This window comes from Mycobacterium europaeum (genome assembly GCF_002102155.1).
Lineage (GTDB): Bacteria > Actinomycetota > Actinomycetes > Mycobacteriales > Mycobacteriaceae > Mycobacterium > Mycobacterium europaeum.
On record NZ_LQOU01000039.1, the window covers coordinates 108,796 to 128,342 of the forward strand.

General features: G+C 69.7%; 22 protein-coding genes and 1 pseudogene. 7 read left to right on the forward strand and 16 right to left on the reverse strand.

Features of this window, described 5'->3' with window-relative positions:
• Positions 1-10: 10 nt before the first annotated feature.
• Positions 11-1,207 carry a 1-deoxy-D-xylulose-5-phosphate reductoisomerase gene (gene dxr / locus AWC03_RS18135; protein WP_085242104.1) on the reverse strand — a complete coding sequence of 399 codons (1,197 nt, stop codon included), beginning with the start codon at positions 1,205-1,207 and terminating at the stop codon, positions 11-13.
• A 96-nt stretch (positions 1,208-1,303) separates the two neighbouring features.
• On the opposite strand from dxr, the gene AWC03_RS18140 reads away from it, so the two are divergent.
• Positions 1,304-1,558 carry a DUF2631 domain-containing protein gene (locus tag AWC03_RS18140; RefSeq protein WP_085242141.1) on the forward strand — a complete coding sequence of 85 codons (255 nt, stop codon included), beginning with the start codon at positions 1,304-1,306 and terminating at the stop codon, positions 1,556-1,558.
• Between the two features lie 15 nt (positions 1,559-1,573).
• Here the strand turns inward: AWC03_RS18140 and rlmN are convergent, their stop codons facing one another.
• The 4 genes from rlmN to pyrH all read right to left on the reverse strand — a co-directional run bounded on the left by rlmN (position 1,574) and on the right by pyrH (position 5,080).
• Positions 1,574-2,668 carry a dual-specificity RNA methyltransferase RlmN gene (gene rlmN / locus AWC03_RS18145; protein WP_085242105.1) on the reverse strand — a complete coding sequence of 365 codons (1,095 nt, stop codon included), beginning with the start codon at positions 2,666-2,668 and terminating at the stop codon, positions 1,574-1,576.
• 24 nt (positions 2,669-2,692) lie between these two features.
• Entirely contained in the window at positions 2,693-3,616 is a 924-nt protein-coding gene (locus tag AWC03_RS18150; RefSeq protein ID WP_085242106.1) for a phosphatidate cytidylyltransferase, read from the reverse strand.
• Between the two features lie 32 nt (positions 3,617-3,648).
• Complete coding sequence (frr, locus tag AWC03_RS18155) at positions 3,649-4,206, reverse strand: ribosome recycling factor (RefSeq protein ID WP_085242107.1); 558 nt, start codon at positions 4,204-4,206, stop codon at positions 3,649-3,651.
• A 67-nt stretch (positions 4,207-4,273) separates the two neighbouring features.
• Positions 4,274-5,080 carry a UMP kinase gene (gene pyrH, locus AWC03_RS18160; RefSeq protein ID WP_085242108.1) on the reverse strand — a complete coding sequence of 269 codons (807 nt, stop codon included), beginning with the start codon at positions 5,078-5,080 and terminating at the stop codon, positions 4,274-4,276.
• Between the two features lie 351 nt (positions 5,081-5,431).
• Here pyrH and mbp1 point away from each other — a divergent pair, with 351 nt between their 5' ends.
• Both mbp1 and AWC03_RS18170 read left to right on the forward strand, forming a co-directional pair.
• Positions 5,432-5,668 (forward strand): microaggregate-binding protein 1, encoded by a 237-nt coding sequence (gene mbp1 / locus AWC03_RS18165; RefSeq protein WP_085242109.1) that lies wholly within the window; start codon positions 5,432-5,434, stop codon positions 5,666-5,668.
• 225 nt (positions 5,669-5,893) lie between these two features.
• Positions 5,894-6,631: a response regulator transcription factor gene (locus tag AWC03_RS18170; protein WP_085242110.1), complete on the forward strand. Its 738-nt coding sequence runs from the start codon at positions 5,894-5,896 to the stop codon at positions 6,629-6,631.
• A 46-nt stretch (positions 6,632-6,677) separates the two neighbouring features.
• Here the strand turns inward: AWC03_RS18170 and AWC03_RS18175 are convergent, their stop codons facing one another.
• Entirely contained in the window at positions 6,678-7,613 is a 936-nt protein-coding gene (locus AWC03_RS18175) for a lysophospholipid acyltransferase family protein (RefSeq protein ID WP_085242111.1), read from the reverse strand.
• A 100-nt stretch (positions 7,614-7,713) separates the two neighbouring features.
• Positions 7,714-8,271, reverse strand: a complete 558-nt coding sequence (locus AWC03_RS18180) for an MPT63 family protein (RefSeq protein ID WP_085242112.1) — start codon at positions 8,269-8,271, stop codon at positions 7,714-7,716.
• Between the two features lie 306 nt (positions 8,272-8,577).
• Here AWC03_RS18180 and AWC03_RS27510 point away from each other — a divergent pair, with 306 nt between their 5' ends.
• Both AWC03_RS27510 and AWC03_RS18185 read left to right on the forward strand, forming a co-directional pair.
• Entirely contained in the window at positions 8,578-8,754 is a 177-nt protein-coding gene (locus AWC03_RS27510) for a hypothetical protein (RefSeq protein ID WP_169716535.1), read from the forward strand.
• 55 nt (positions 8,755-8,809) lie between these two features.
• Positions 8,810-9,649 carry an SDR family oxidoreductase gene (locus AWC03_RS18185; RefSeq protein ID WP_085242113.1) on the forward strand — a complete coding sequence of 280 codons (840 nt, stop codon included), beginning with the start codon at positions 8,810-8,812 and terminating at the stop codon, positions 9,647-9,649.
• A gap of 236 nt (positions 9,650-9,885) precedes the next feature.
• Here the strand turns inward: AWC03_RS18185 and AWC03_RS18190 are convergent, their stop codons facing one another.
• Positions 9,886-10,215 carry a DUF2795 domain-containing protein gene (locus tag AWC03_RS18190; protein ID WP_085242114.1) on the reverse strand — a complete coding sequence of 110 codons (330 nt, stop codon included), beginning with the start codon at positions 10,213-10,215 and terminating at the stop codon, positions 9,886-9,888.
• A gap of 87 nt (positions 10,216-10,302) precedes the next feature.
• Positions 10,303-10,716: a ChaB family protein gene (locus AWC03_RS18195; RefSeq protein ID WP_085242115.1), complete on the reverse strand. Its 414-nt coding sequence runs from the start codon at positions 10,714-10,716 to the stop codon at positions 10,303-10,305.
• A gap of 137 nt (positions 10,717-10,853) precedes the next feature.
• On the opposite strand from AWC03_RS18195, the gene AWC03_RS18200 reads away from it, so the two are divergent.
• Entirely contained in the window at positions 10,854-11,273 is a 420-nt protein-coding gene (locus tag AWC03_RS18200) for a MarR family winged helix-turn-helix transcriptional regulator (protein WP_068053011.1), read from the forward strand.
• On the opposite strand, the gene AWC03_RS18205 is transcribed toward AWC03_RS18200, so the two are convergent.
• From AWC03_RS18205 to rpsB, 3 genes are read right to left on the reverse strand one after another with little or no spacing between them, the layout of a single operon-like run.
• Positions 11,270-12,670, reverse strand: coding sequence for an amidase (locus AWC03_RS18205; protein WP_085242116.1), 1,401 nt, complete (start codon positions 12,668-12,670; stop codon positions 11,270-11,272). The two genes, AWC03_RS18200 and AWC03_RS18205, sit on opposite strands and share 4 nt — an antisense overlap.
• 31 nt (positions 12,671-12,701) lie before the next feature.
• A complete protein-coding gene (gene tsf / locus AWC03_RS18210) occupies positions 12,702-13,529 on the reverse strand; it encodes a translation elongation factor Ts (protein ID WP_085242117.1) in 828 nt (275 codons plus the stop codon).
• A 1-nt stretch (position 13,530) separates the two neighbouring features.
• Entirely contained in the window at positions 13,531-14,364 is an 834-nt protein-coding gene (gene rpsB, locus AWC03_RS18215; protein ID WP_085242118.1) for a 30S ribosomal protein S2, read from the reverse strand.
• Positions 14,365-14,638: 274 nt separating this feature from the next.
• Here rpsB and AWC03_RS18225 point away from each other — a divergent pair.
• A pseudogene (locus tag AWC03_RS18225) lies at positions 14,639-15,124 on the forward strand (M23 family metallopeptidase); the annotation flags it as partial.
• A gap of 164 nt (positions 15,125-15,288) precedes the next feature.
• On the opposite strand, the gene AWC03_RS18230 reads toward AWC03_RS18225, so the two are convergent.
• The 4 genes from AWC03_RS18230 to dprA are packed head-to-tail and all read right to left on the reverse strand — an operon-like array spanning position 15,289 to position 19,486.
• A complete protein-coding gene (locus AWC03_RS18230) occupies positions 15,289-16,194 on the reverse strand; it encodes a tyrosine recombinase XerC (RefSeq protein ID WP_085242120.1) in 906 nt (301 codons plus the stop codon).
• A gap of 33 nt (positions 16,195-16,227) precedes the next feature.
• On the reverse strand, positions 16,228-17,391 hold the full coding sequence (locus AWC03_RS18235; protein WP_085242121.1) for a lactate 2-monooxygenase: 1,164 nt from the start codon (positions 17,389-17,391) through the stop codon (positions 16,228-16,230).
• Between the two features lie 43 nt (positions 17,392-17,434).
• Positions 17,435-18,286: a siderophore-interacting protein gene (locus AWC03_RS18240; protein ID WP_085242122.1), complete on the reverse strand. Its 852-nt coding sequence runs from the start codon at positions 18,284-18,286 to the stop codon at positions 17,435-17,437.
• Between the two features lie 33 nt (positions 18,287-18,319).
• Positions 18,320-19,486 carry a DNA-processing protein DprA gene (dprA, locus tag AWC03_RS18245; RefSeq protein ID WP_085242123.1) on the reverse strand — a complete coding sequence of 389 codons (1,167 nt, stop codon included), beginning with the start codon at positions 19,484-19,486 and terminating at the stop codon, positions 18,320-18,322.
• Positions 19,487-19,547: the final 61 nt, after the last annotated feature.

Consider the following 19,547-nt stretch of genomic DNA (forward strand, 5'->3'; position numbering starts at 1 on the left):
AGGACCTTTCTCACACCATTCCGGAGGCGTTGACGGAGGCCTCGGCGGGCCGTGCGTGTGCGACGGCGCGTCGCGCCCGCTCCCGCGCCCAGCGCTGCGCGTCCAGTACCTCATCCACGTTAGCGGGTGAATGCGCCCATTGGTCTGCGGCGTGCAGCACGTCGGCGATGGATTCCACGATGACGGGGAATCCCACCCGGCCTTCCAGGAACGCCGCGGCCGCCTCTTCGTTGGCCGCGTTGTACACGGCGGTCATGCAGCCGCCGGTCTGGCCGGCGTACCGGGCCAGTTCGACGGCGGGGAAAACCTCGCTGTCCAGCGGTTCGAACTCCCAGCTGGAGGCGGTGCTGAAGTCGCAGGACGCGGCCACCCCGGGGACCCGGTGAGGCCAGCCCAGGGCCAGCGAGATGGGCAGCTTCATGTCCGGCGGGCTGGCCTGGGCGATGGTCGAGCCGTCCACGAACGTGACCATCGAGTGAACAATCGACTGCGGGTGCACGACGACCTCGATGCGGTCATACGCGACGCCGAACAGCAGGTGCGTTTCGATGAGTTCGAGCCCCTTGTTGACCAGCGAGGCCGAGTTCAGCGTGTTCATCGGCCCCATCGACCAGGTCGGGTGGGCGCCGGCCTGTTCCGGGGTGACGCCCTCGAGCTGCGCGGCGGTCCAGCCGCGAAACGGCCCGCCGGAGGCGGTCAGCACCAGCTTGGCGACTTCCTCGGGGGCGCCGCCGCGCAGGCACTGGGCCAGCGCGGAGTGTTCGGAGTCGACCGGCACGATCTGCCCCGGGCGCGCCGCGCGCAGCACCAGCGGACCACCGGCGACCAGCGACTCCTTGTTGGCCAGCGCCAACCGGGCGCCCGATTCCAGCGCGGCCAGCGTCGGTCGCAGCCCCAGGGCGCCCACCAGCGCGTTGAGCACCACGTCTGCGTCGGTGTCCTCGACCAGCCGGGTCACCGCGTCGGGACCGCGGTAGGGGACGTCGGCGATCTGCGCCGCGCGTTCGTCGGCGACGGCGATGTTGGTGACACCGGTGTCGGCGCGCTGACGCAGCAAGGTGTCCAGGTTCGCGCCCCCCGCGGCCAGGCCGACCACCTCGAAGCGGTCGGGGTGGGCCGCTATCACCTCCAGCGCCTGGGTGCCGATGGAGCCGGTGCTGCCCAGCACCAGCACGCGCAGGCGGCCTTCGGGTGTCGCGTTTGTCACTCACCCATTGTGCCCCGCCATCGGACCCCGCAATGGCTGCGGGACCGCGCCGCGGGTATGCCAGAATCGCTGCAGAAGCGACGAAAGGGATCAACCGTGGCCAGTACCGAGGTGGAGCAGTTCACCGGTGTCGACACCGTCGAGGTGCCGTCGGCGGCGTGGGGTTGGAGCAGGATCAATCACCGCACCTGGCACATCACCGGTCTGGTCGTCTTCGGATTCCTGCTGGCGATGCTGCGCGGCAACCACGTCGGCCACGTCGAGAACTGGTACCTCATCGGGTTCGCCGCGCTGGTGCTCGTCGTTCTGGTCCGCGACCTGTGGGGCCGCCGGCGCGGCTGGATCAGGTAGCCGGCTACCCGCCTGCTACGTCTTTTCGAAGGCCAGCTGTCCGCAGGCGGCGCTGATCTCGCGTCCGCGCGTATCGCGGACCGTGCACGAGACCCCTTGGGCGCGGACCCGCCGGACGAACTCCCGCTCCACCGGCTTGGGGCTGGCGTCCCACTCGCTGCCCGGCGTGGGGTTGAGCGGAATCAGGTTGACGTGCACCAGCGGGCCGAGCGCCCGATGCAGGCGCTTGCCGAGCAGATCGGCGCGCCACGGCTGGTCGTTGACGTCGCGGATCAACGCGTACTCCACCGATACGCGGCGACCGGTGACGTCGGCGTAGTAGCGGGCGGCCTCAAGCGCCTCGGTGATCTTCCACCGGTTGTTGACCGGCACGAGCGTGTCGCGCAGTTCGTCGTCCGGCGCGTGCAGCGACAGCGCCAGCGTGACCCCGAGCCGTTCGTCGGCCAGTTTGCGGATGGCCGGGGCCAGGCCGACGGTCGACACCGTGACCGAGCGGGCCGAAATCCCGAAGCCGTGGGGTGGCGGTTCGGTGATGCGACGCACCGCGGCGACCACCCTGGCGTAGTTGGCCAGCGGCTCGCCCATGCCCATGAACACGATGTTGGAGAGCCGATCGCCGAAGTCGTCGCGCAGGGCGGCGGCAGCCGAACGGACTTGCTCGAGGATCTCCGCGGTCGACAGGTTGCGTGTCAGTCCCCCCTGCCCCGTCGCACAGAACGGGCAGGCCATGCCGCAGCCGGCCTGCGACGAGATGCACACGGTGTTGCGCTGCGGGTAGCGCATCAGCACCGACTCGAACGTCGTCCCGTCGGTGCCGCGCCACAACGTCTTGCGGGTCTGCCCGGCGTCACAGGTGACTTCGGCGGCCGCGGTGAGCAGTCGCGGGAACATCGCCTCGGCGACCCGGTCCCGCACGGCGGCCGGCAGGTCGGTCATCTCGCGGGGGTCGGCGATCAGGCGGCCGTAGTACTGATGCGCGAGCTGCTTGGCGCGGAACGCCGGCAGGCCCAACTCGGCGACGGCCGACGCGCGGCCTTCCGCGTCGAGGTCGGCGAAATGCCGCGGCGGCCTGCCGGGGCGGGGTTCGGTGAAAACGAGTTGTTGGACCATGACCAGTCCAGTATCGGTCCTCCGTCAGGGGACCAGCGTCAGCACCGTCCACGCGGCGACCGCCGACGGCAGCACGCCGTCGAGCCGATCCATCAGACCGCCGTGGCCGGGCAGCAGGCGGCCCATGTCCTTGATGCCCAGATCACGCTTGATCTGGGATTCGACCAGGTCGCCCAGCGTGCAGGTGAGCACCAGGACGACGCCCAGCAACGCGCCGATCCAGGGCGGTTTGCCGGCCAGGAACGTGGCCGTCAGGATCGCCGCGGTGATGCCGAAGAAGAGCGAGCCCGCGAAACCCTCCCAGGACTTCTTCGGGCTGATCGCGGGAACCATCGGGTGCTTGCCGAGCAGGACGCCCACCGCGTAGCCGCCGACGTCGGAGGCGACGACGGTGACCATCAGGCAGAACACCCGGCCCGCGCCGTCCTTCGGGTAGACCAGCAGGGCGCCGAACGAGGCGAACAGCGGCACCCACGCGGCCAAGAACACGGTCGCCGACGCGTCACGCAGATAATTCGCCGACGGCGAACCGGCGAACGGCTCGGGCCGCTTGCTGTTGTCCTGCATGAACAGCCGCCACACGTTGCAGACCACCACGGTGGCGCCGAACCCGGCCAGGGCTCCGGCGGCGTGGAAGGGCCACGTCAGCCAGATCGTGACCTGGCCGCCGATCAGCAACGGGATGAGCGGGATGACGTATCCGGCCTCCCGCAGGCGGCGCGCCACCTCGAGGGTGGCCACGAAGATGGCGAGCGCGACGATGGGAACCCAGTAACGCGGCGCGAACACCAGCGTCACGATCAGCACGCCGCCGATCCCCGCACCCACCGCGATGGCGGCGCGCAGGTCGCGTCCCGCGCGGGACGTCTTCTTGGCGGGCTGCTGCGCGGCGTCGGTGGCCTCCCGCGGCGGCTCGTCGGGCGGGCTGGCTGCGCCGGTATTAGCCACGGACCTGGGTGAACTCAGCTGCTGGACGGCCGCTAGACCTCCAGCAGCTCGCCTTCTTTGTGCTTGACCAGGTCTTCGATCTGGGTGATGTACTGGTGGGTGGTCTTGTCCAGGTCTTTTTCGGCACGGCCGACCTCGTCCTCGCCGGCTTCGCCGTCCTTGCGGATGCGGTGCAACTCCTCCATCGCCTTGCGGCGGATGTTGCGCACCGACACCTTGGCGTCTTCCCCCTTGCCCTTGGCCTGTTTGACCAACTCCCGGCGCCGCTCCTCGGTGAGCTGCGGCACCGCCACCCGGATGAGGGTGCCGTCGTTGGTCGGGTTGACGCCCAGGTCGGAGTTGCGGATCGCCGTTTCGATCGCGCCGAGCTGACCGGCCTCGTAGGGCTTGATGACGACGAGCCGCGCCTCGGGCACGTTGATGCTGGCCAGCTGCGTGATGGGGGTGGTAGCGCCGTAGTAGTCGATGACGATGCGGGAGAACATGCCGGGGTTGGCGCGGCCGGTCCGGATGGTTGACAGGTCGTCACGGGCCACCGCCACGGCCTTCTCCATCTTCTCTTCGGCGTCGAAGATAGCCTCGTCAATCATTGCGCCGCTCCTCTTCGTCACTGCGTTGCGCATCGTCGCCAGCGCGGATCATGATTCGTTCTTCCCCTCAGGTGGTGACCAGTGTCCCGATTTTCTCACCGGCGACCGCGCGGGCGATATTGCCATTGGTCAGCAGGTTGAACACCAGGATCGGCATGCCATTGTCCATGCACAGGCTGAACGCCGTGGCATCGGCCACTCGCAGGCCCCGGTCGATGACCTCGCGGTGGCTGATCGCGGCGATGAGCTCGGCGTGCGGGTTCTGCCGAGGATCCGCGGAAAACACCCCGTCGACCGCCTTGGCCATCAAGACCACCTCCGCGCCGATCTCCAGCGCCCGCTGCGCGGCCGTGGTGTCGGTGGAGAAGTACGGCAGTCCCATGCCGGCCCCGAAGATCACCACCCGGCCCTTCTCCAGGTGGCGCACGGCGCGCAGGGGCAGGTACGGCTCGGCGACCTGACCCATGGTGATCGCGGTCTGCACCCGGGTCACGATGCCTTCCTTCTCCAGGAAGTCTTGCAGCGCAAGGCTGTTCATGACCGTGCCGAGCATGCCCATGTAGTCCGAACGGGTGCGTTCCATGCCGCGCTGCTGCAGCTGCGCGCCGCGGAAGAAGTTGCCGCCGCCGATCACGACGGCGACCTGGACGCCGTCGCGAACCACCTCGGCTATCTGGCGGGCCACCCGCGCCACGACGTCGGGATCCAGGCCGACCTGGCCGCCGCCGAACATCTCGCCGCCGAGCTTGAGCAGCACCCGGGAGTACTTCGGCCGCGTTCGCGCCTGCCCGGCAGCCGATCCGTTCTCCGGTGCCATGTCCTCCGTCTTCGGAGCCGCCGCGCCGGCGGCTTGGGGCTCGCTGGACTCCGTCATCAGGCTCCTCGCATGAGAGTGCCATCCCGGCGTGATCTCATCCGGAACGGCATTTCACATCCTGCCTCATCGCAGCACAACGAGGCCTCGGCGGGGTGCATTATGCGCAGAGTTGGCGATGCGGACGGCTTTTCGAGTCGATCGGCCCAGGTGAGCCGACGGCCGCGTCGGTTCCGCCGCCCTCGGCGAGCCAATGTTTGAGCGGTGGCCGACAGGGGGAATCCGCACCATCGGCGGCGGGAATTCACGGTCTTGAGAATAAGGACCAATCCGCCGTGTGACCGGACCGATCGCCCCGGCGATCGGCATTGAGCGATCGCTCAAGGTACGCCTACGAGGAGGAACTGACCCATGGCGGACAACAACTCGGGACCTGCTGAAGCTGTCAAGGGCGTCGTCGAGGACGTCAAAGGCAAGGCCAAGGAGGCCGTTGGTGCGGTGACGGGTCGCGACGACCTGACCCGCGAGGGCCAGGCGCAGCAGGACAAGGCTGAGGCGCAGCGCGACGCGGCGAAGAAGGAAGCCGAAGCCGAGGCGGCGCGGGGCGGCGCCGAGGCCGCTGAGCAGCGCCAGAAGGCCAATCAGTAGCTTGCTGGAAGGATGGGTCCGGTCCGTGCAAACGGACCGGACCCATCGACTTTTTCCGGTCAGGGCACTCACGCCGAGTTAGCCGGGCCGACGCGCTCCGCCACCTCGTCGAAGCAGTTTGCTTAAGCTCGCGCTGAGCGGGTAATCATCGCTGCGCGTCGGCAGACATCTCTTTCGCGAGATGCCTGCGGGGCCGGGGCCAGAACCACGCGAAGTGTTCGGGAGATGCCGTTGGACGTTCTATTGCTGACCGACGCGGACGACTTCGATCGGGCCCTCCCGCCCCTGCCGTCGTTCGCGCGAATCACTCGGCGCGCGCCCCTCACCGGTGACCGCGGCGCACCCGACGATTCCGGTGACGTCGCGATCGTCGATGCGCGTGGCGACCCCGCGGCCGCCCGGGAGGCCTGCCGTCGGCTCACCACCGCAGCACCCGCCACCGCGGTGCTGGCCCTGGTGGAAGGGGCCGACCGAGCGTCGGTAGGCGGCGACTTGGTCGTTGACGACGTCATGGCGTGCGGCGCCGACGCCGACGAGGTGCAGGAGCGGCTGCGGCGCGCAATTGCCCAGCGGCGCAGCGCAATCGACGGCAGCCTGCGATTCGGGGCCCTGCTCTTGCACCCGACCAGCTTCACCGGGTTGCTGGAGGGCAAGGATCTGGGTTTGACACTGACCGAGTTCAAGCTGCTGAGTTTCCTTGTGCAGCACGCCGGCCGGCCCTTTACCCGGACCCGACTGATGCACGAGGCGTGGGGCTATGACAGCAATGGTCGAGTCCGTTCGGTCGACGTCCACGTCCGCCGGCTGCGCGCCAAGCTCGGGCCCCGCCATCAGTCGATGGTCGACACCGTCCGGGGCGTCGGCTATAGGGCGGCCACCCCACCATATCCGGAGTGGATCGTCACTGAATCGCCGCTGACACCGATGTGGACGGACTCCGCTTCGAACCCGGTGCCGCACTGATTCTGCGAAATCGAGTGATGTTGCAGGACAGAGACTTTCGCACTCATCAGCCGAACAGTGGGAAGGCTCGCTTACGGGCCAGCGCATCCATGCCTTGCTGGATGGAGTCCTGGATCTCGCGGTACTTGCGGTCGATGTAGGCCTCGTCCTCCGCGCGCGCGGGATCGTGGTCGAGTTCCACCGCCGGCATGAACCGGGTCCTGATCTTGGCCGGCAGCGGCAGCTGGGGAAGCGCCGCCGGCGCTATCCCCCACGGCAGTGAGATCGCCAGCGGGAACACCTTGAGGCGCAACAGCCGGTCCAGCTGCAAGGCCTTCGACAGCTTGTCACCGCGAATCAGCACGGGCATGGCGTCGGCACCGCCCACCGTGGCGATCGGCACCACGGGGACGCCCGCCCGGATCGCCATCTTCACGAACCCTTTTCGACCCGCCAGGTTGGCCTGGTCGCGCTCGGTCCACGGACGCAGCGAGTCCACCTCCCCGCCTGGCCACAGCGCGACGTCACGCCCCTCGGCCAGGGCGGTGGCGATCGCATCCGGGGCGGCCGGAAGGACGCCCATGGACCGGAAGTACCGCCCGATCACCGGGATCGCCATCAACGCGTCATGCGCCGTGCCGTGGAGCGGGCGTTCCTGACCGAAGCGCCGCCACCACTGCAGACCGACGGTCCAGGCGTCCCAGACGAACGGAGCGCCGGAGTGGATACCGACCAGCAGCGCCGGCGGCGGCGGGACGTTCTCCCAGCCGTCGATCTCCATGCGAAACCAGTAGTCCACCAGCACGTTCCAGAGATACTTCTGTCGTTGCAGGGTGGTCTCGTCCTGCCCGCTGAGATCCCACTTGCCGGCGCGCTCGGCGACCCAACCGCTCAATCCGCCGCCCTGATCGCTGCGCCGCTCCTCCATCGTGGCCCGCGCCCGCTCGGCATGGACCTGCGCCTGTTCGCGAATGTCAGCTGGCCTGTGATCCGGGTTACTCATGGTTGCCGGGTACCCGATTGATGCCCGCACGATGCAACACGGCCATAAAAACGGAATCTCCCCGCGTCGCACGCGACGCGGGGAGATTCCGCAAGCCGGACTACGTGTGGGCCGGGGCCGGCGGAGCGCCCGGTGCCGGGCTGGCGTTGGGAGCGCCGGGCGCCGAGCCACCCTGCACGTTCGAGGTCCAGATCAGAATGTCTTGCATTCCGTCGTTGTAGACCACGCCGTTCGGCGGCGCACCCGTCACGTCGAAGTACAGCGTGCCGGTCGACTCGCTGCCCTGCGGGATCGGCGCCGGGTTGAGGCCGTTGGGGACCCCCACCTTGTCGATCACCCGGTAGTTCTGGCCATTGGGGCCGCGGGCGATGAAGTCGTTGACCATCGGGGTGACGACCCCGCCGTCCGACCGCGCGGTGATGTCAGCCTGGTAGAGCGTCCCCTTGGGCGTGTAGCCGGGAATCGCGGCGGTGCTGGGCTCCAGGTTGCTCACCGTGTAGTCCGTGATCAGCGGCCCGTCGACGAGTTTTTCGCTGGTGCCGAAGCCCTGAATGTTGGGCGGCGGCGCGGCCGAAGCCGGCGTCGCGGCGAAGATACTCGCCACCGCTATGCCCCCGGCTGCGGCGGCTGTCTTGACGGCCGTCTTGGTGACCTTCATTGTTCATTCCTTTCGTGTTGAACAATCGCCCCCCAGAAGGGCAATACGCACATATGCCGCCAATAGCCATTTGTCATCCGCTTTAAACATGTCCGCGCGCCGAAATTGCGAAATAGGCGGCGCTTACTGCCGGAACGGATTTTTTTGCCGGACAGCACCTTTCGTATCAGTTCTTAACATCTGTATCGCTATTCACGTCGTATCACTGATATGCCCCCGCTCCGCGGCGGCGCCAGCGGGCGATTAGCCACCGTGGTGGCGGGTAGTCGGAGCCAGACGAAGCAGCCGATGAGGAAAGGGCCGTCCATGGAACGCGGAAGTTCGAAGCACAGCTCGCGCGAGGACGACGAACTCAAACACGAGTTGGACGGCACGCTACGCGGTAACCGCCCCAGTCGCGCCGAGGAATGGCGTGATCCCGAGCCGCCGGCCGACGACGACGGCGACATCCCGACCGCCGGCCCGGTACCGCGGAAATCCTAGAGCCGCTTGTCCGCACCAGTGCATGGCGGACCTTCGATCACGAAAGAGAAATCGGATGGGTTTTGCCCCTGAGCAACAAGACATCCCAGGCGTGCAGACTCGGATGAAGCCGATTCCCGACTGCGGGGAAAACACTTATCGCGGCTCGGGAAAGCTCGCCGGCAAAGGGGCCATCGTCACCGGCGGCGACAGCGGCATCGGTCGCGCGGTCGCGATCGCTTTCGCCCGCGAAGGGGCCGACGTGCTGATCTCCTGTCTCAACGAGGACGACGACGCCCGTGACGTCGCCCGCCACGTGGAGGACGCCGGGCGCAAATGCGTGCTGGTCCCCGGCGACCTCTCCCAGCCGGCGCATTGCCGCGCCGTCGTCAACCGGGCCGTCGAAGAATTCGGCGGCATCGACATTCTGGTCAACAACGCCGCGTACCAGATGATGCACAAGAGCCTCGACGAAATCAGCGACGAGGAATGGGATTACACGTTTCGGCTCAATGTCGGCGCGTACTTCTACCTCGCCAAGGCGGCGGCCCCGTACATGAGCGAGGGGGCGTCGATCATCGGCGGTTCCTCGGTCAACTCCGATACGCCCAACCTCACGCTGGCACCCTACGCGGCCACCAAGGCCGCCATCGCGAATTTCTCGGCCAGCCTGGCACAACTGCTCGGCGAGAAGGGAATCCGGGTCAACAGCGTGGCGCCCGGCCCGATATGGACGCCACTGATTCCCTCAACCATGCCGCCCGACAGCGTCGAATCCTTCGGGGAGAACGTGCCGCTGGGGCGCGCCGGTCAGCCGGCCGAACTCGCCCCCATCTATGTACTGTTGGCCTCCGACGACGCGAGCTATATCTCCGGCGCACGGGTCGCGGTGACGGGAGGGCGACCGGTGCTGTGAGCCGCCCGGGCGCCCGGTCACGGCCGGAACGGGCACGCCATGCCGGGGCGTCCAGCCGAGCGGAACCGCCGGGTTGGCGGGATCCGGCGGGCAGACGCGGTAGCACCGGGTGCCGCCCCAGGGTGACCATCCGCCCTGGCATGCGGCCGTCGGCAAGTTGTCGACGGGCCCCAACGGGTTGTCCGGCAAGGGGATTGGCCTGCCGGGCTCGGCCGCGGGCGCGCAACGCGCCGGGCTCAGGAACCCCTGTTCTCGCCCAGCTCGTCGACGATCGGGCTCTGGACGGGGATGTCCTTACCGTTTTCGGCGAGCCCGGGTTTGGTGTGGGAGCGACGCGCCGCGGCCTTGTCGCCGTCTTGGACGTCGTGTTCGTCGGTGATCGTGACCGACGCGGCGACCTGGGCGGCGTTGTTGTAGGTCTCGGGGGGAATGCCCCGCAGGGCGCGGATCGTGTCGTCGTTGCAGCCATTGCGACCGGCGGCGTCAAGCAGATCCTGCTTGTTGGCCGGAAAGTCCACATCGTTTAGGCACTGGCGCAGCTGACTAGGGGTGGTGGACGCAACCATGGCTGTCGGGATGCCCGGTGGCCACGGGTCTAAACGAGGCCACCGGGTGCCGACTGGGTCACATCGGCGGGACCGCCGGTGCGATGCTCAGCGGCCACGGACCCGCCGGTTGTGCTTCACGATCGCGTCGACCAACTCCGGCTTGCTCATCGTCGAGCGGCCCCGGACGTCGAGCCGACGGGCCAGGTCAAGCAGGTGTTTCTTGCTCGCGTTGGCGTCCACGCCCTCGGCGGTCGCCCCGGAGGCTTGTGGGCCGCCGCTCGTGGCGCGCTCGTCGGACGGACCCTTCTCCTCCTTGGGTTCCCAATGGTCGCCGACTTTTTCGAAACTGTGCTTGAGGGCCGAATACGCCACCCGGTGGGCGCGCTCTTCGCTGCCGTATTCGTCTGCGGCCGCATCGTGCGTCTTCGCGAACGTGCGTTGCGCCTTGGCGCTGGAACGCTGCAACGTGCTCGGCAGTTCGTCCTTCTTCGGCTTGCCGCCCTTCGTCGTCTTCGGCATGGAAAAACCTCCTGATCAAACCCGCGCGATGGGGGGCCGCCCACCGGTGGTCGGTTACCCCCTTGACGGGCCGGCAATCACGACTTCGCGGCGCCGAATCCACGTCCGGACCGCCGAAATATGTCAATATCGTTGACATGGTTCTGGCCGAAGACGCCCCGCTCGGTTACCTGCTCTACCGGGTAGCGAGCCTGCTGCGACCGGAGGTGTCCGCCGTGTTGGGCCCGCTCGGTCTGACGCTGCCCGAATTCGTCTGCCTGCGTATGCTTTCCATGTTTCCCGGCACGTCGAGCGCCGAACTGTCCCGGCAGGCGGGCGTCACACCACAGGCGATGAACACCGTGCTGCGCAAGCTGGAAGACATTGGCGCCGTGGCGCGCCCGACGTCGGTGTCCAGCGGCCGCGCGCTACCCGCCACGCTGACCGGGCAGGGCCGGGCCCTGTTGAAGCGCGCGGAAGGCGCGGTGCGAACCGCCGATGCCCGCATCCTGGCCAAGCTGACCGAACCTCAGCAGCGCGAGTTCAAGCGGATGCTCGACAAGCTCGGGTCCGACTAGGTCGAGGTGTGGATCTTGGCCCAGGGCCGGGCCTCTTCGAGTTCGTAGGCCAACTCGAGCAACAGCGCCTCCTGCCCGACGGCGGCCGAGAACATCATGCCCACCGGCATGCCGTCGGCGGACTGGGCCAGCGGGAGCGAGATCGCCGGCTCCCCGGTGACGTTCTGCAGCGGGGTGAAGGACACCCAGTCGATCAGCCGCTCGATGACCTGGTGGTAGTCGGTGGGTGCCAGATACCCGATGCGGGGCGTCTCGTCGGCCAGCGTCGGGGTGAGCACGACGTCGTAGGTGCCGAAGAATTCCGCGGTACGTCTGCGGATTCGGCGCAACCGCATGATGGCCAGCGGCAGTCGGTGCATGTTGCGGGCGGTGTTTCGCTCCAGACCCAGCGTCAGGCTGTCCAGCCGGCCGCGGTCGAACGTCTTGCCGAACATGTGCCGCCCGCTGCGCACCTGGGCCAGCGCGAGAAATCCCCAGTAGAGGACGAAATCGTCGACGAAGCTGGCCGGCACCGGGGGCTCATCGAGGTATTCGACGCGGTGGCCCAACTCCTCGAGAAGACCGGCGGACTTCAGCGTCAGCTCGCGTACCTGGGGGCTGCAGTCGCGTTGCACCGAGCGGGTCAGTACGGCGATCCGCAGCCGCTGCCTGCCGGGGCCGGTGACGTCGCCGACAGGCGCCAGTTTCGGGTTACGCCAGATGCGTTCGGCCTCCCGGTAGAACGCCGCGGTGTCACGCACCGAACGGGTCACCACACCGTTGGCGACGATGCCCACCGGCATCCGGCGCAAATGGGCGTCCAGCGGCAGTCGCCCGCGCGACGGCTTCAGCCCGACGAGCCCGTTGCAGGCGGCAGGGATGCGGATGGAGCCGCCGCCGTCGTTGGCGTGGGCGATCGGCACCACGCCGGCGGCAACGAACGCACCCGAGCCCGACGAGGATGCGCCGGCGCTGTAGTCGGTGTTCCACGGGTTGCGGACCGGCCCCAGCCGCGGGTGTTCGGCCGACGCGCTGAACCCGAATTCCGACAACTGCGTCTTGCCCACGGGGGCCAGCCCGGTGGCCAGAAACAGCCGGGTGAATTCGCCGTCGGAGGTGGCATTCGACGGCGTCCACGCGTCGGTGCCGTGCATCGTCGGCTGGCCGGCGATGTCGACGTTGTCCTTGAGAAACGTCGGGACGCCGTCAAAGAAGCCGGTCGCCGGGGCGGCGGACCTCGCCTGCTGGAACGCCGCGTAGGCCAGGCCGTTGAGGATCGGGTCGACGGCCTCGGTGCGGGCGATGGCGGCCTCGACGACCTCCGCCCTGCTCACCCAGCCGGCCTGGATGGCGTGGGCGAGGCCCACCGCGTCCAGATCACCGAGCGCGTCGTCGCCGAACGCGTGCACGTGTCGCATGTGTCGACGCTAACGCGCCCGGTCCCGCGGGTTAAGCCTGGCCCACCTCGAAGCGAACGAACCGCGTCACCGTGACGCCGGCGTCGTCCAGGAGGGCCTTGACCGTCTTCTTGCTGTCGGACACCGACGGCTGCTCCAGCAGCACCGCGTCCTTGAAGAATCCGTTCAGCCGCCCCTCGACGATCTTGGGCAGCGCCTGCTCGGGCTTGCCCTCGGCCTTGGCGGTCTCCTCGGCGATGCGGCGCTCGCTGGCCACGACGTCCTCGGGGACGTCGTCACGCGACAGGAACCGCGCCTTGAGCGCGGCGATCTGCAGCGCGACCGTGTGGGCGGCGTCTTTGTCCTCGCCGGTGAACTCAACGAGCACTCCGACGGCGGGCGGCAGGTCGGCGGCCCGCTTGTGCAGGTAGGCCTCAACGGTGCCGTCGAAGTACTGCACGCGGCGCAGTTCCAGCTTCTCGCCGATCTTGGCCGACAGGTCGGCGATGGCCTGCTCGACCGTCTTAGTCGCCGATCCTGAAGAAATCGGAGCCGCCTTGAGGGTCTCGACATCGGTGGCCTTGGCGGCCAGCGCGGCGTCGACGACCTGGTCGGCCAGCGCCTGGAACTCGGCGTTCTTGGCGACGAAGTCGGTCTCGGAGTTCAGCTCGATCAGCGCGCCGCCCTTGGCCGCGACCAGGCCCTCGGCCGTGGCGCGCTCGGCGCGCTTGCCGACGTCCTTGGCGCCCTTGATGCGCAGCGCCTCGACGGCCTTGTCGAAGTCGCCGTCGCTCTCAGCCAGCGCGTTCTTGCAGTCGAGCATGCCGGCGCCGGTGAGCTCCCGAAGCTTCTTGACGTCGGCGGCGGTGAAGTTGGCCATATCAGCCTTCCGTGGTTGGTTCGGGTGCGCCCGCAGCGGCTTCGGTGGGGGCGCCGGTGGCAGCAGCGGAGGCCAGCAGTTCCTGCTCCCATTCGGGCAGCGGCTCGGCAGCCTCCACCTCGGGCTTGCCGTCGCCCCGGCCGACTCCGGCGCGCGCCTGCAGGCCCTCGGCGACCGCGGAGGCGATCACCTTGGTCAGCAGCGCGGCCGAGCGGATCGCGTCGTCGTTGCCGGGGATCGGGTAGTCGACCTCGTCGGGGTCGCAGTTGGTGTCCAGGATCGCGATCACCGGGATACCCAGCTTGCGGGCCTCGCCGACGGCGATGTGCTCCTTGTTGGTGTCGACGACCCAGATCGCCGACGGCACCTTGGCCATGTCGCGGATACCGCCCAGGCTGCGCTCCAGCTTGTTCTTCTCCCGGGTCAGCATCAAGATCTCTTTCTTGGTGCGGCCCTCGAAGCCGCCGGTCTGCTCCATCGCCTCGAGCTCCTTGAGGCGCTGCAGCCGCTTGTGCACGGTGGAGAAGTTGGTGAGCATCCCGCCCAGCCAGCGCTGGTTCACGTACGGCATGCCGACGCGGGTCGCCTCGGCGGCCACCGATTCCTGCGCCTGCTTCTTGGTGCCGACGAACAGCACCGACCCGCCGTGGGCGACGGTTTCCTTGACGAACTCGTATGCCTTGTCGATGAAGGTCAGCGTCTGCTGCAGGTCGATGATGTAGATGCCGTTGCGGTCGGTGAAGATGAACCGCTTCATCTTGGGATTCCAGCGACGGGTCTGGTGCCCGAAGTGGGTGCCGCTGTCCAGCAGCTGCTTCATGGTTACGACGGCCATGGTGGTGCCTTACTCGTGTCGGTTGTCGCCCGGCATCGGGTGAGGCCGGGCCCTGGCGCCTGCTGCGATGCCGGACCCCGTCAGGAAAAGCCCTGGCGGGGACCGCCCGGCACGCGGTGCGAACTCCTAGTGGAACGGGAGACGCGGGGCGGACGCGCGAAGTCAGCCCGCGAACGAGCTGCGACCAGGAGTTTACACCGACTCAGCAGGTGGTTTTGCACAGCACCGGCGGGCCTGAGTGGTGCCGGCGTCGGCGGCGCAGTGAACTGAGCGGATGCGACGGGCCCTCTGGCTGGCGGTATGCGCGACGCTGCTCGGTGCGGCGCCCGCGGCCGCGGACGACGTGCGCCTGGACTGGCCGTTGCGCCCGCCGCCGGCCGTACAGCGGGGATTCGACGCCCCGTCACCGGACTGGAAGCCCGGGCATCGCGGGGTGGACCTGCCCGGCGCCCCCGGTCAGCCGGTGTACGCCGCGGGCGCCGCCACCGTGGTGTTCGCCGGGCAGCTGGCGGGACGGCCGGTGGTGTCCCTGGCCCATCCCGGCGGGCTGCACACCAGCTACGAGCCGGTCCGGGCCGCGGTGCGCACGGGCCAGGCGGTGACGGCCCAGACGGTCATCGGCGCGTTGCAAGCCGGGCATGCGGGCTGCCGGGCCGCGGCGTGCCTGCACTGGGGCGCGATGTGGGGCCCGGCGTCCGGCGCCCACTATGTCGATCCGCTGGGGCTGGTGAAGTCGACGCCGATCCGGCTCAAACCGCTGCACGGGTGAGCGCGCCTCACGGCTTTTTGCGTGTGTGCACATGGCTTTTTGCGTGTGTGCACGCGGCTTTTTGCGTGTGCGCTCAGGGCTTCCCGTGTGCGCCCTGGGCGCGGCTTTCGCGGATTTCCCGCCGTCACCGCACACTCAGCGCCGTCGACGCACACTCACGCCCGCGGGTGGGCCTGATCGTGCACCGCCCGCAACCGGGAGACGGCGACATGGGTGTAGAGCTGGGTGGTCGCCAGGCTGGAGTGGCCGAGCAGCTCCTGCACCACCCGCAGGTCGGCCCCGCCTTCGAGCAGGTGCGTCGCAGCACTGTGCCGCAGCCCGTGCGGCCCCATGTCGGGCGCGCCGTCCACCGCGGCGACCGTCTGGTGCACGACGGTGCGGGCCTGGCGCACGTCGAGGCGTCGCCCGCGCGCACCCAGCAGCAGCGCCGGGCCCGACGCCGCGGTCACCAGGGCGGGCCGTCCCTCGTCCAGCCAGGCGCGCAGCGCCTCGGCGGCCGGCGTCCCGAACGGCACGGTGCGCTGCTTGTTGCCCTTGCCCAGCACGCGGACCAGCCGATGCCCGGTGTCCACGTCGTCGACGTCCAGGCCGCACAGCTCGCTCACCCGGATTCCGGTGGCATACAACATCTCGACGATCAGCCGGTCCCGCAACGCCATCGGATCCCCTTGTTGGGCACCAGATTTCGCGGCAGCCATCGCGTCGAGCGCCTGGTCTCGGCGCAGCACCGCCGGCAGGGTGCGGTGCGCCTTCGGCACCTGCAGCCGGACGGCGGGGTCCCCGGCCAGCAGGCCGCGCCGCACCGCCCACGCGGTGAACGCCTTGACCGCCGAGGTGCGACGCGCCAGCGTCGTGCGCGCCGCGCCGGCCGCGGCCGCGCACGACAGCCACGCTCGCAGCAGCGGCAGGCTCAGGGTGTCCAGCCCGGCGCCGCGGTCGTCGAGGAACGTCAGCAGCGCGCGCAGGTCGCCGAGGTAGGCCCGACGGGTGTGCGCCGAGCGCCCGCATTGCAGCGCCAGGTACTCGTCGAACTCCTCGAGGATCGGTTCGCTGTACGGCACTCCCCCACGCTCGCAGACACCGGCGCGCCGCGGTCAGTCGACGCGCCGAAGCGTGTCCGGGGTGAGATCTTGGCGGGTGGGATACCCGTCGACGGCCATGATGAGGTCGGCTTCGGCGAGCATCATCCGCAGCACGTGCACGATGCCGTCGACCCCGCCGAGGGCCAGGCCGTACGCGTACGGGCGGCCGATGCCGACCGCGGTGGCGCCCAGCGCGAGCGCCTTGATGATGTCGGCGCCGCTGCGGACCCCGGAGTCGAACAGGACGGGAAGGCCGTCGGCCGCCTCCACCACCCCCGGCAGGCAATCGAGGGCGGGCAGCCCGCCGTTGGCCTGCCGGCCGCCGTGGTTGGAGCAGTAGATGCCGTCGACGCCGCCGTCCCTCGCGCGCCGGGCGTCGTCGGGATGGCAGATGCCTTTGACGAGCAGCGGCAAGTCGGTGAGCGACCGCAGCCACGGCAGGTCGTCCCAGCTCAGGGCGTGGCCGAAGACCTGCACCCAGCGCAGCACCGCGCCCTGGGGGTCCTCCTCGGGCGGGCGGGCCAGGCCGGCGCGAAAGACCGGGTCGCTGGTGTAGTTGGCCAGGCAGTGCCCGCGCAGCTGCGGGAAGTTCGACGTGCTCAGGTCGCGGGGGCGCCAGCCCGTCACCCAGGTGTCCAGCGTGACCACGATGCCCTTGAAGCCGGCCGCCTCCGCGCGCCGCACCAGGCTGGCGGCCAGCTCGCGGTCGTTGGGCGTATAGAGCTGGAAGAAGCCCGGGGTGTCGCCCAGGGCGGCGGCGACGTCTTCCATCGGGTCGACGGTCAGCGTGGAGGCGACCATCGGGACGCCGGTGGCCGCGGCCGCCCGCGCGGTGGCCAGGTCGCCGTGGCCGTCCTGGGCGCAGATGCCGATGACGCCGATGGGCGCCATGAACACCGGCGCCGGCAGGGTCATCCCGAAGAGCTCGACCGACAGGTCGCGCTGGGCGGCGCCGACGAACATGCGCGGCATCAGCCCCCACCGGTCGAAGGCCTCGCAGTTGGCGCGCTGGGTGCGCTCGTCGCCGGCCCCGCCGGCCACGTACGACCAGACCGACGGCGGCAGCGCGGTGGCCGCCTTGGCCTCCAGCTCGGCGAAGGCCATCGGCAGGGGCGGCACCACGCCGCCCAGGCCGCGCAGGTAGATCTCGTTCTGGTAGTCCCCGAAATGCGCCATGGGATAAGAGGATGCCAGCCGGCACCCCGGGGCGACGAACCCGCTACGAGGCGCCGGCCTCCGCTTCGGCCAGTTCCCTCTTCCATTGCCGGAACGTCTCTTCGGTGCGGCCGCGCCGCCAGTAACCCGAGATGGACGACGCCCACTTGGCGTCCACGCCCCGCTCCTTGCGGATGTAGGGCCGCAGGTTGTGCATGACGCTTTGCGCCTCGCCGTGGATGAAGACGTGCACCTGGCCGGGCAGCCACGGCGTGGTGGTGACCGCGTCGATCAGCGGGGCGTGGTCGCCGGCGCGGTCCTCGGGAACCAGGTCCGCGCGGCCGCCGCGATAGACCCAGTGCACCTCGACACCGTTCGGCGCGGCCAGCGGAATCTCGTCTTCCTGGCCGGCCACCTCGATGAACGCCTTGCCGACGGCGTCGCGCGGCAACGCTTCCAGCGCCGCGGCGATGGCCGGCAGCGCGGATTCGTCGCCGGCCAGCAGGTGCCAATCGGCGGCCGGGTCGGGTGCGTAGGCCCCGCCGGGACCCATCAAGAAGATCCGCTGGCCGGGCTGGGCGGCGGCCGCCCACTGGCCCGCGATCCCGTGCTCGCCGTGCACGACGATGTTCAGCGTGATCTCGCCGGCCACCACGTCGACGTGCCGGACGGTCATGGTCCGGACCGACGGGCGCTTCTCCGGGGGCAGCTCGGCGAAGCTGTCCAGGGTCAACGGCCGGGGCAATCCCGCGACGTCGACGTCATCGGCGACGAACACCAACTTGACGTAGGAGTCGGTGAATTCGCTGGGCACGAAGGCGTCGAAGTCCTTGCTGCCCAGCACCACCGCCACCATGTGCGGTGTGAGTTCCTTGGTATCGACAACCTCGAACCGTTGCAGAGGTCGACCCGCCACTTGTCCTCCCGTCCAGACCCCGCCCCCGTCCGACTATACGAGCCGCGTCGTCGAGCTAGCTTGGCCGCCGGCGGCCCGGACAAGGCGCCACCGACCGTCCTGGCGCTGCACCAACCCGGCCAGCTCGAGGATCGCCAGCGGCCCCAGCACGCGCTCGGGCGCCAGGCCCGACGCGACCGCGAGCTGCTCGACGGTGGCGGCGCCGCGGCCGGGCAGGGCCTCGTGGACCCGGCGCTCGGCGTCGCCGAGCCCATCGAGCGCCATAGCCGGGCGCGGTTCGTCGGCGGCCAACTCGCCGATGCGGCCGATGAGCTCGACGATGTGGTCGGCCCGGGTCACCAGCTCGGCGCCGTCGCGCAGCAGCGCGTGGCATCCGGCCGACGCCGACGAGGTCACCGGCCCGGGCACGGCGGCCACCACCCGTCCGAGCGCCCGCGCCCAGGCGGCGGTGTTCGCCGCGCCGCTGCGCAGCCCCGCTTCCACCACCACGGCGGCCCCCGCGACGGCGGCCACCAGGCGATTGCGGGTCAGGAATCGGTGGCGGGCCGGCCTGACACCGGGCGGGTACTCGGTGAACAGCAACCCGTGTTGACCGATGCGATGCAGCAACGCCGAGTGGCCGCTGGGATAGGGGACGTCCAGCCCGCCGGCGAGGACGGCCACGGTGATCCCGTCGGCGTTGAGCGCCGCGCGGTGCGCCGCGCCGTCGATGCCGTACGCGCCGCCGGAGACGACGGCGACCTCGCGTTGGGCCAGGCCGTCGGCCAGGTCGTCGGCCACCTGCTCGCCGTATGCCGTCGCGGCCCGAGTTCCCACCACGGCGGCCGCGCGATGCGCCACCTCGTCGAGCCGGCTCGGGCCTTGCGCCCACAGCACCATCGGCGTCCCGCCCCGCGCCTTTGCCGAAGCGCCGCCGAACGCGGCGAACGCCAGCAGCGGCCACTCGTCGTCGTCGGGCGTGATCAAACGTCCGCCGCGGTTGGCGAGGAACTCGAGGTCGGCTGCCGCGCAGTCGATTTCGCGCCTCGCCGCGGTGTCGCGCGCCAGCCCGTCGTCCACCAGGCCGCGGCGGACCCGGTCCGCCGCCTCCACCGGGCCGACGGACCGTACCAGCGCGCTGAGCCCGGCGCAGGGCGGCTCGGCCACCCGCGACAGGTATGCCCAGGCCCGCAACGCGGGATCGTCTACCGCGGTCAGCATGGCCGCGCCCGGAGTTCTGCCAGCCGACCGGGCTCGCCATCCTGGTGACCGCGGCGATCGT

What these genes read in the sequence shown, in the direction of transcription:
- rlmN (WP_085242105.1), bottom strand. Translation starts at nt 2,668, where the DNA reads ATGGTCCAACAACTCGTTTTCACCGAACCCCGCCCCGGCAGGCCGCCG.
- frr (WP_085242107.1), bottom strand. Translation starts at nt 4,206, where the DNA reads ATGATTGACGAGGCTATCTTCGACGCCGAAGAGAAGATGGAGAAGGCC.
- pyrH (WP_085242108.1), bottom strand. Translation starts at nt 5,080, where the DNA reads ATGACGGAGTCCAGCGAGCCCCAAGCCGCCGGCGCGGCGGCTCCGAAG.
- mbp1 (WP_085242109.1), top strand. Translation starts at nt 5,432, where the DNA reads ATGGCGGACAACAACTCGGGACCTGCTGAAGCTGTCAAGGGCGTCGTC.
- AWC03_RS18170 (WP_085242110.1), top strand. Translation starts at nt 5,894, where the DNA reads ATGCCGTTGGACGTTCTATTGCTGACCGACGCGGACGACTTCGATCGG.
- AWC03_RS18175 (WP_085242111.1), bottom strand. Translation starts at nt 7,613, where the DNA reads ATGAGTAACCCGGATCACAGGCCAGCTGACATTCGCGAACAGGCGCAG.
- AWC03_RS18180 (WP_085242112.1), bottom strand. Translation starts at nt 8,271, where the DNA reads ATGAAGGTCACCAAGACGGCCGTCAAGACAGCCGCCGCAGCCGGGGGC.
- AWC03_RS27510 (WP_169716535.1), top strand. Translation starts at nt 8,578, where the DNA reads ATGGAACGCGGAAGTTCGAAGCACAGCTCGCGCGAGGACGACGAACTC.
- AWC03_RS18185 (WP_085242113.1), top strand. Translation starts at nt 8,810, where the DNA reads ATGGGTTTTGCCCCTGAGCAACAAGACATCCCAGGCGTGCAGACTCGG.
- AWC03_RS18190 (WP_085242114.1), bottom strand. Translation starts at nt 10,215, where the DNA reads ATGGTTGCGTCCACCACCCCTAGTCAGCTGCGCCAGTGCCTAAACGAT.
- AWC03_RS18195 (WP_085242115.1), bottom strand. Translation starts at nt 10,716, where the DNA reads ATGCCGAAGACGACGAAGGGCGGCAAGCCGAAGAAGGACGAACTGCCG.
- AWC03_RS18200 (WP_068053011.1), top strand. Translation starts at nt 10,854, where the DNA reads ATGGTTCTGGCCGAAGACGCCCCGCTCGGTTACCTGCTCTACCGGGTA.
- AWC03_RS18205 (WP_085242116.1), bottom strand. Translation starts at nt 12,670, where the DNA reads ATGCGACACGTGCACGCGTTCGGCGACGACGCGCTCGGTGATCTGGAC.
- tsf (WP_085242117.1), bottom strand. Translation starts at nt 13,529, where the DNA reads ATGGCCAACTTCACCGCCGCCGACGTCAAGAAGCTTCGGGAGCTCACC.
- rpsB (WP_085242118.1), bottom strand. Translation starts at nt 14,364, where the DNA reads ATGGCCGTCGTAACCATGAAGCAGCTGCTGGACAGCGGCACCCACTTC.
- AWC03_RS18235 (WP_085242121.1), bottom strand. Translation starts at nt 17,391, where the DNA reads ATGGCGCATTTCGGGGACTACCAGAACGAGATCTACCTGCGCGGCCTG.
- dprA (WP_085242123.1), bottom strand. Translation starts at nt 19,486, where the DNA reads ATGCTGACCGCGGTAGACGATCCCGCGTTGCGGGCCTGGGCATACCTG.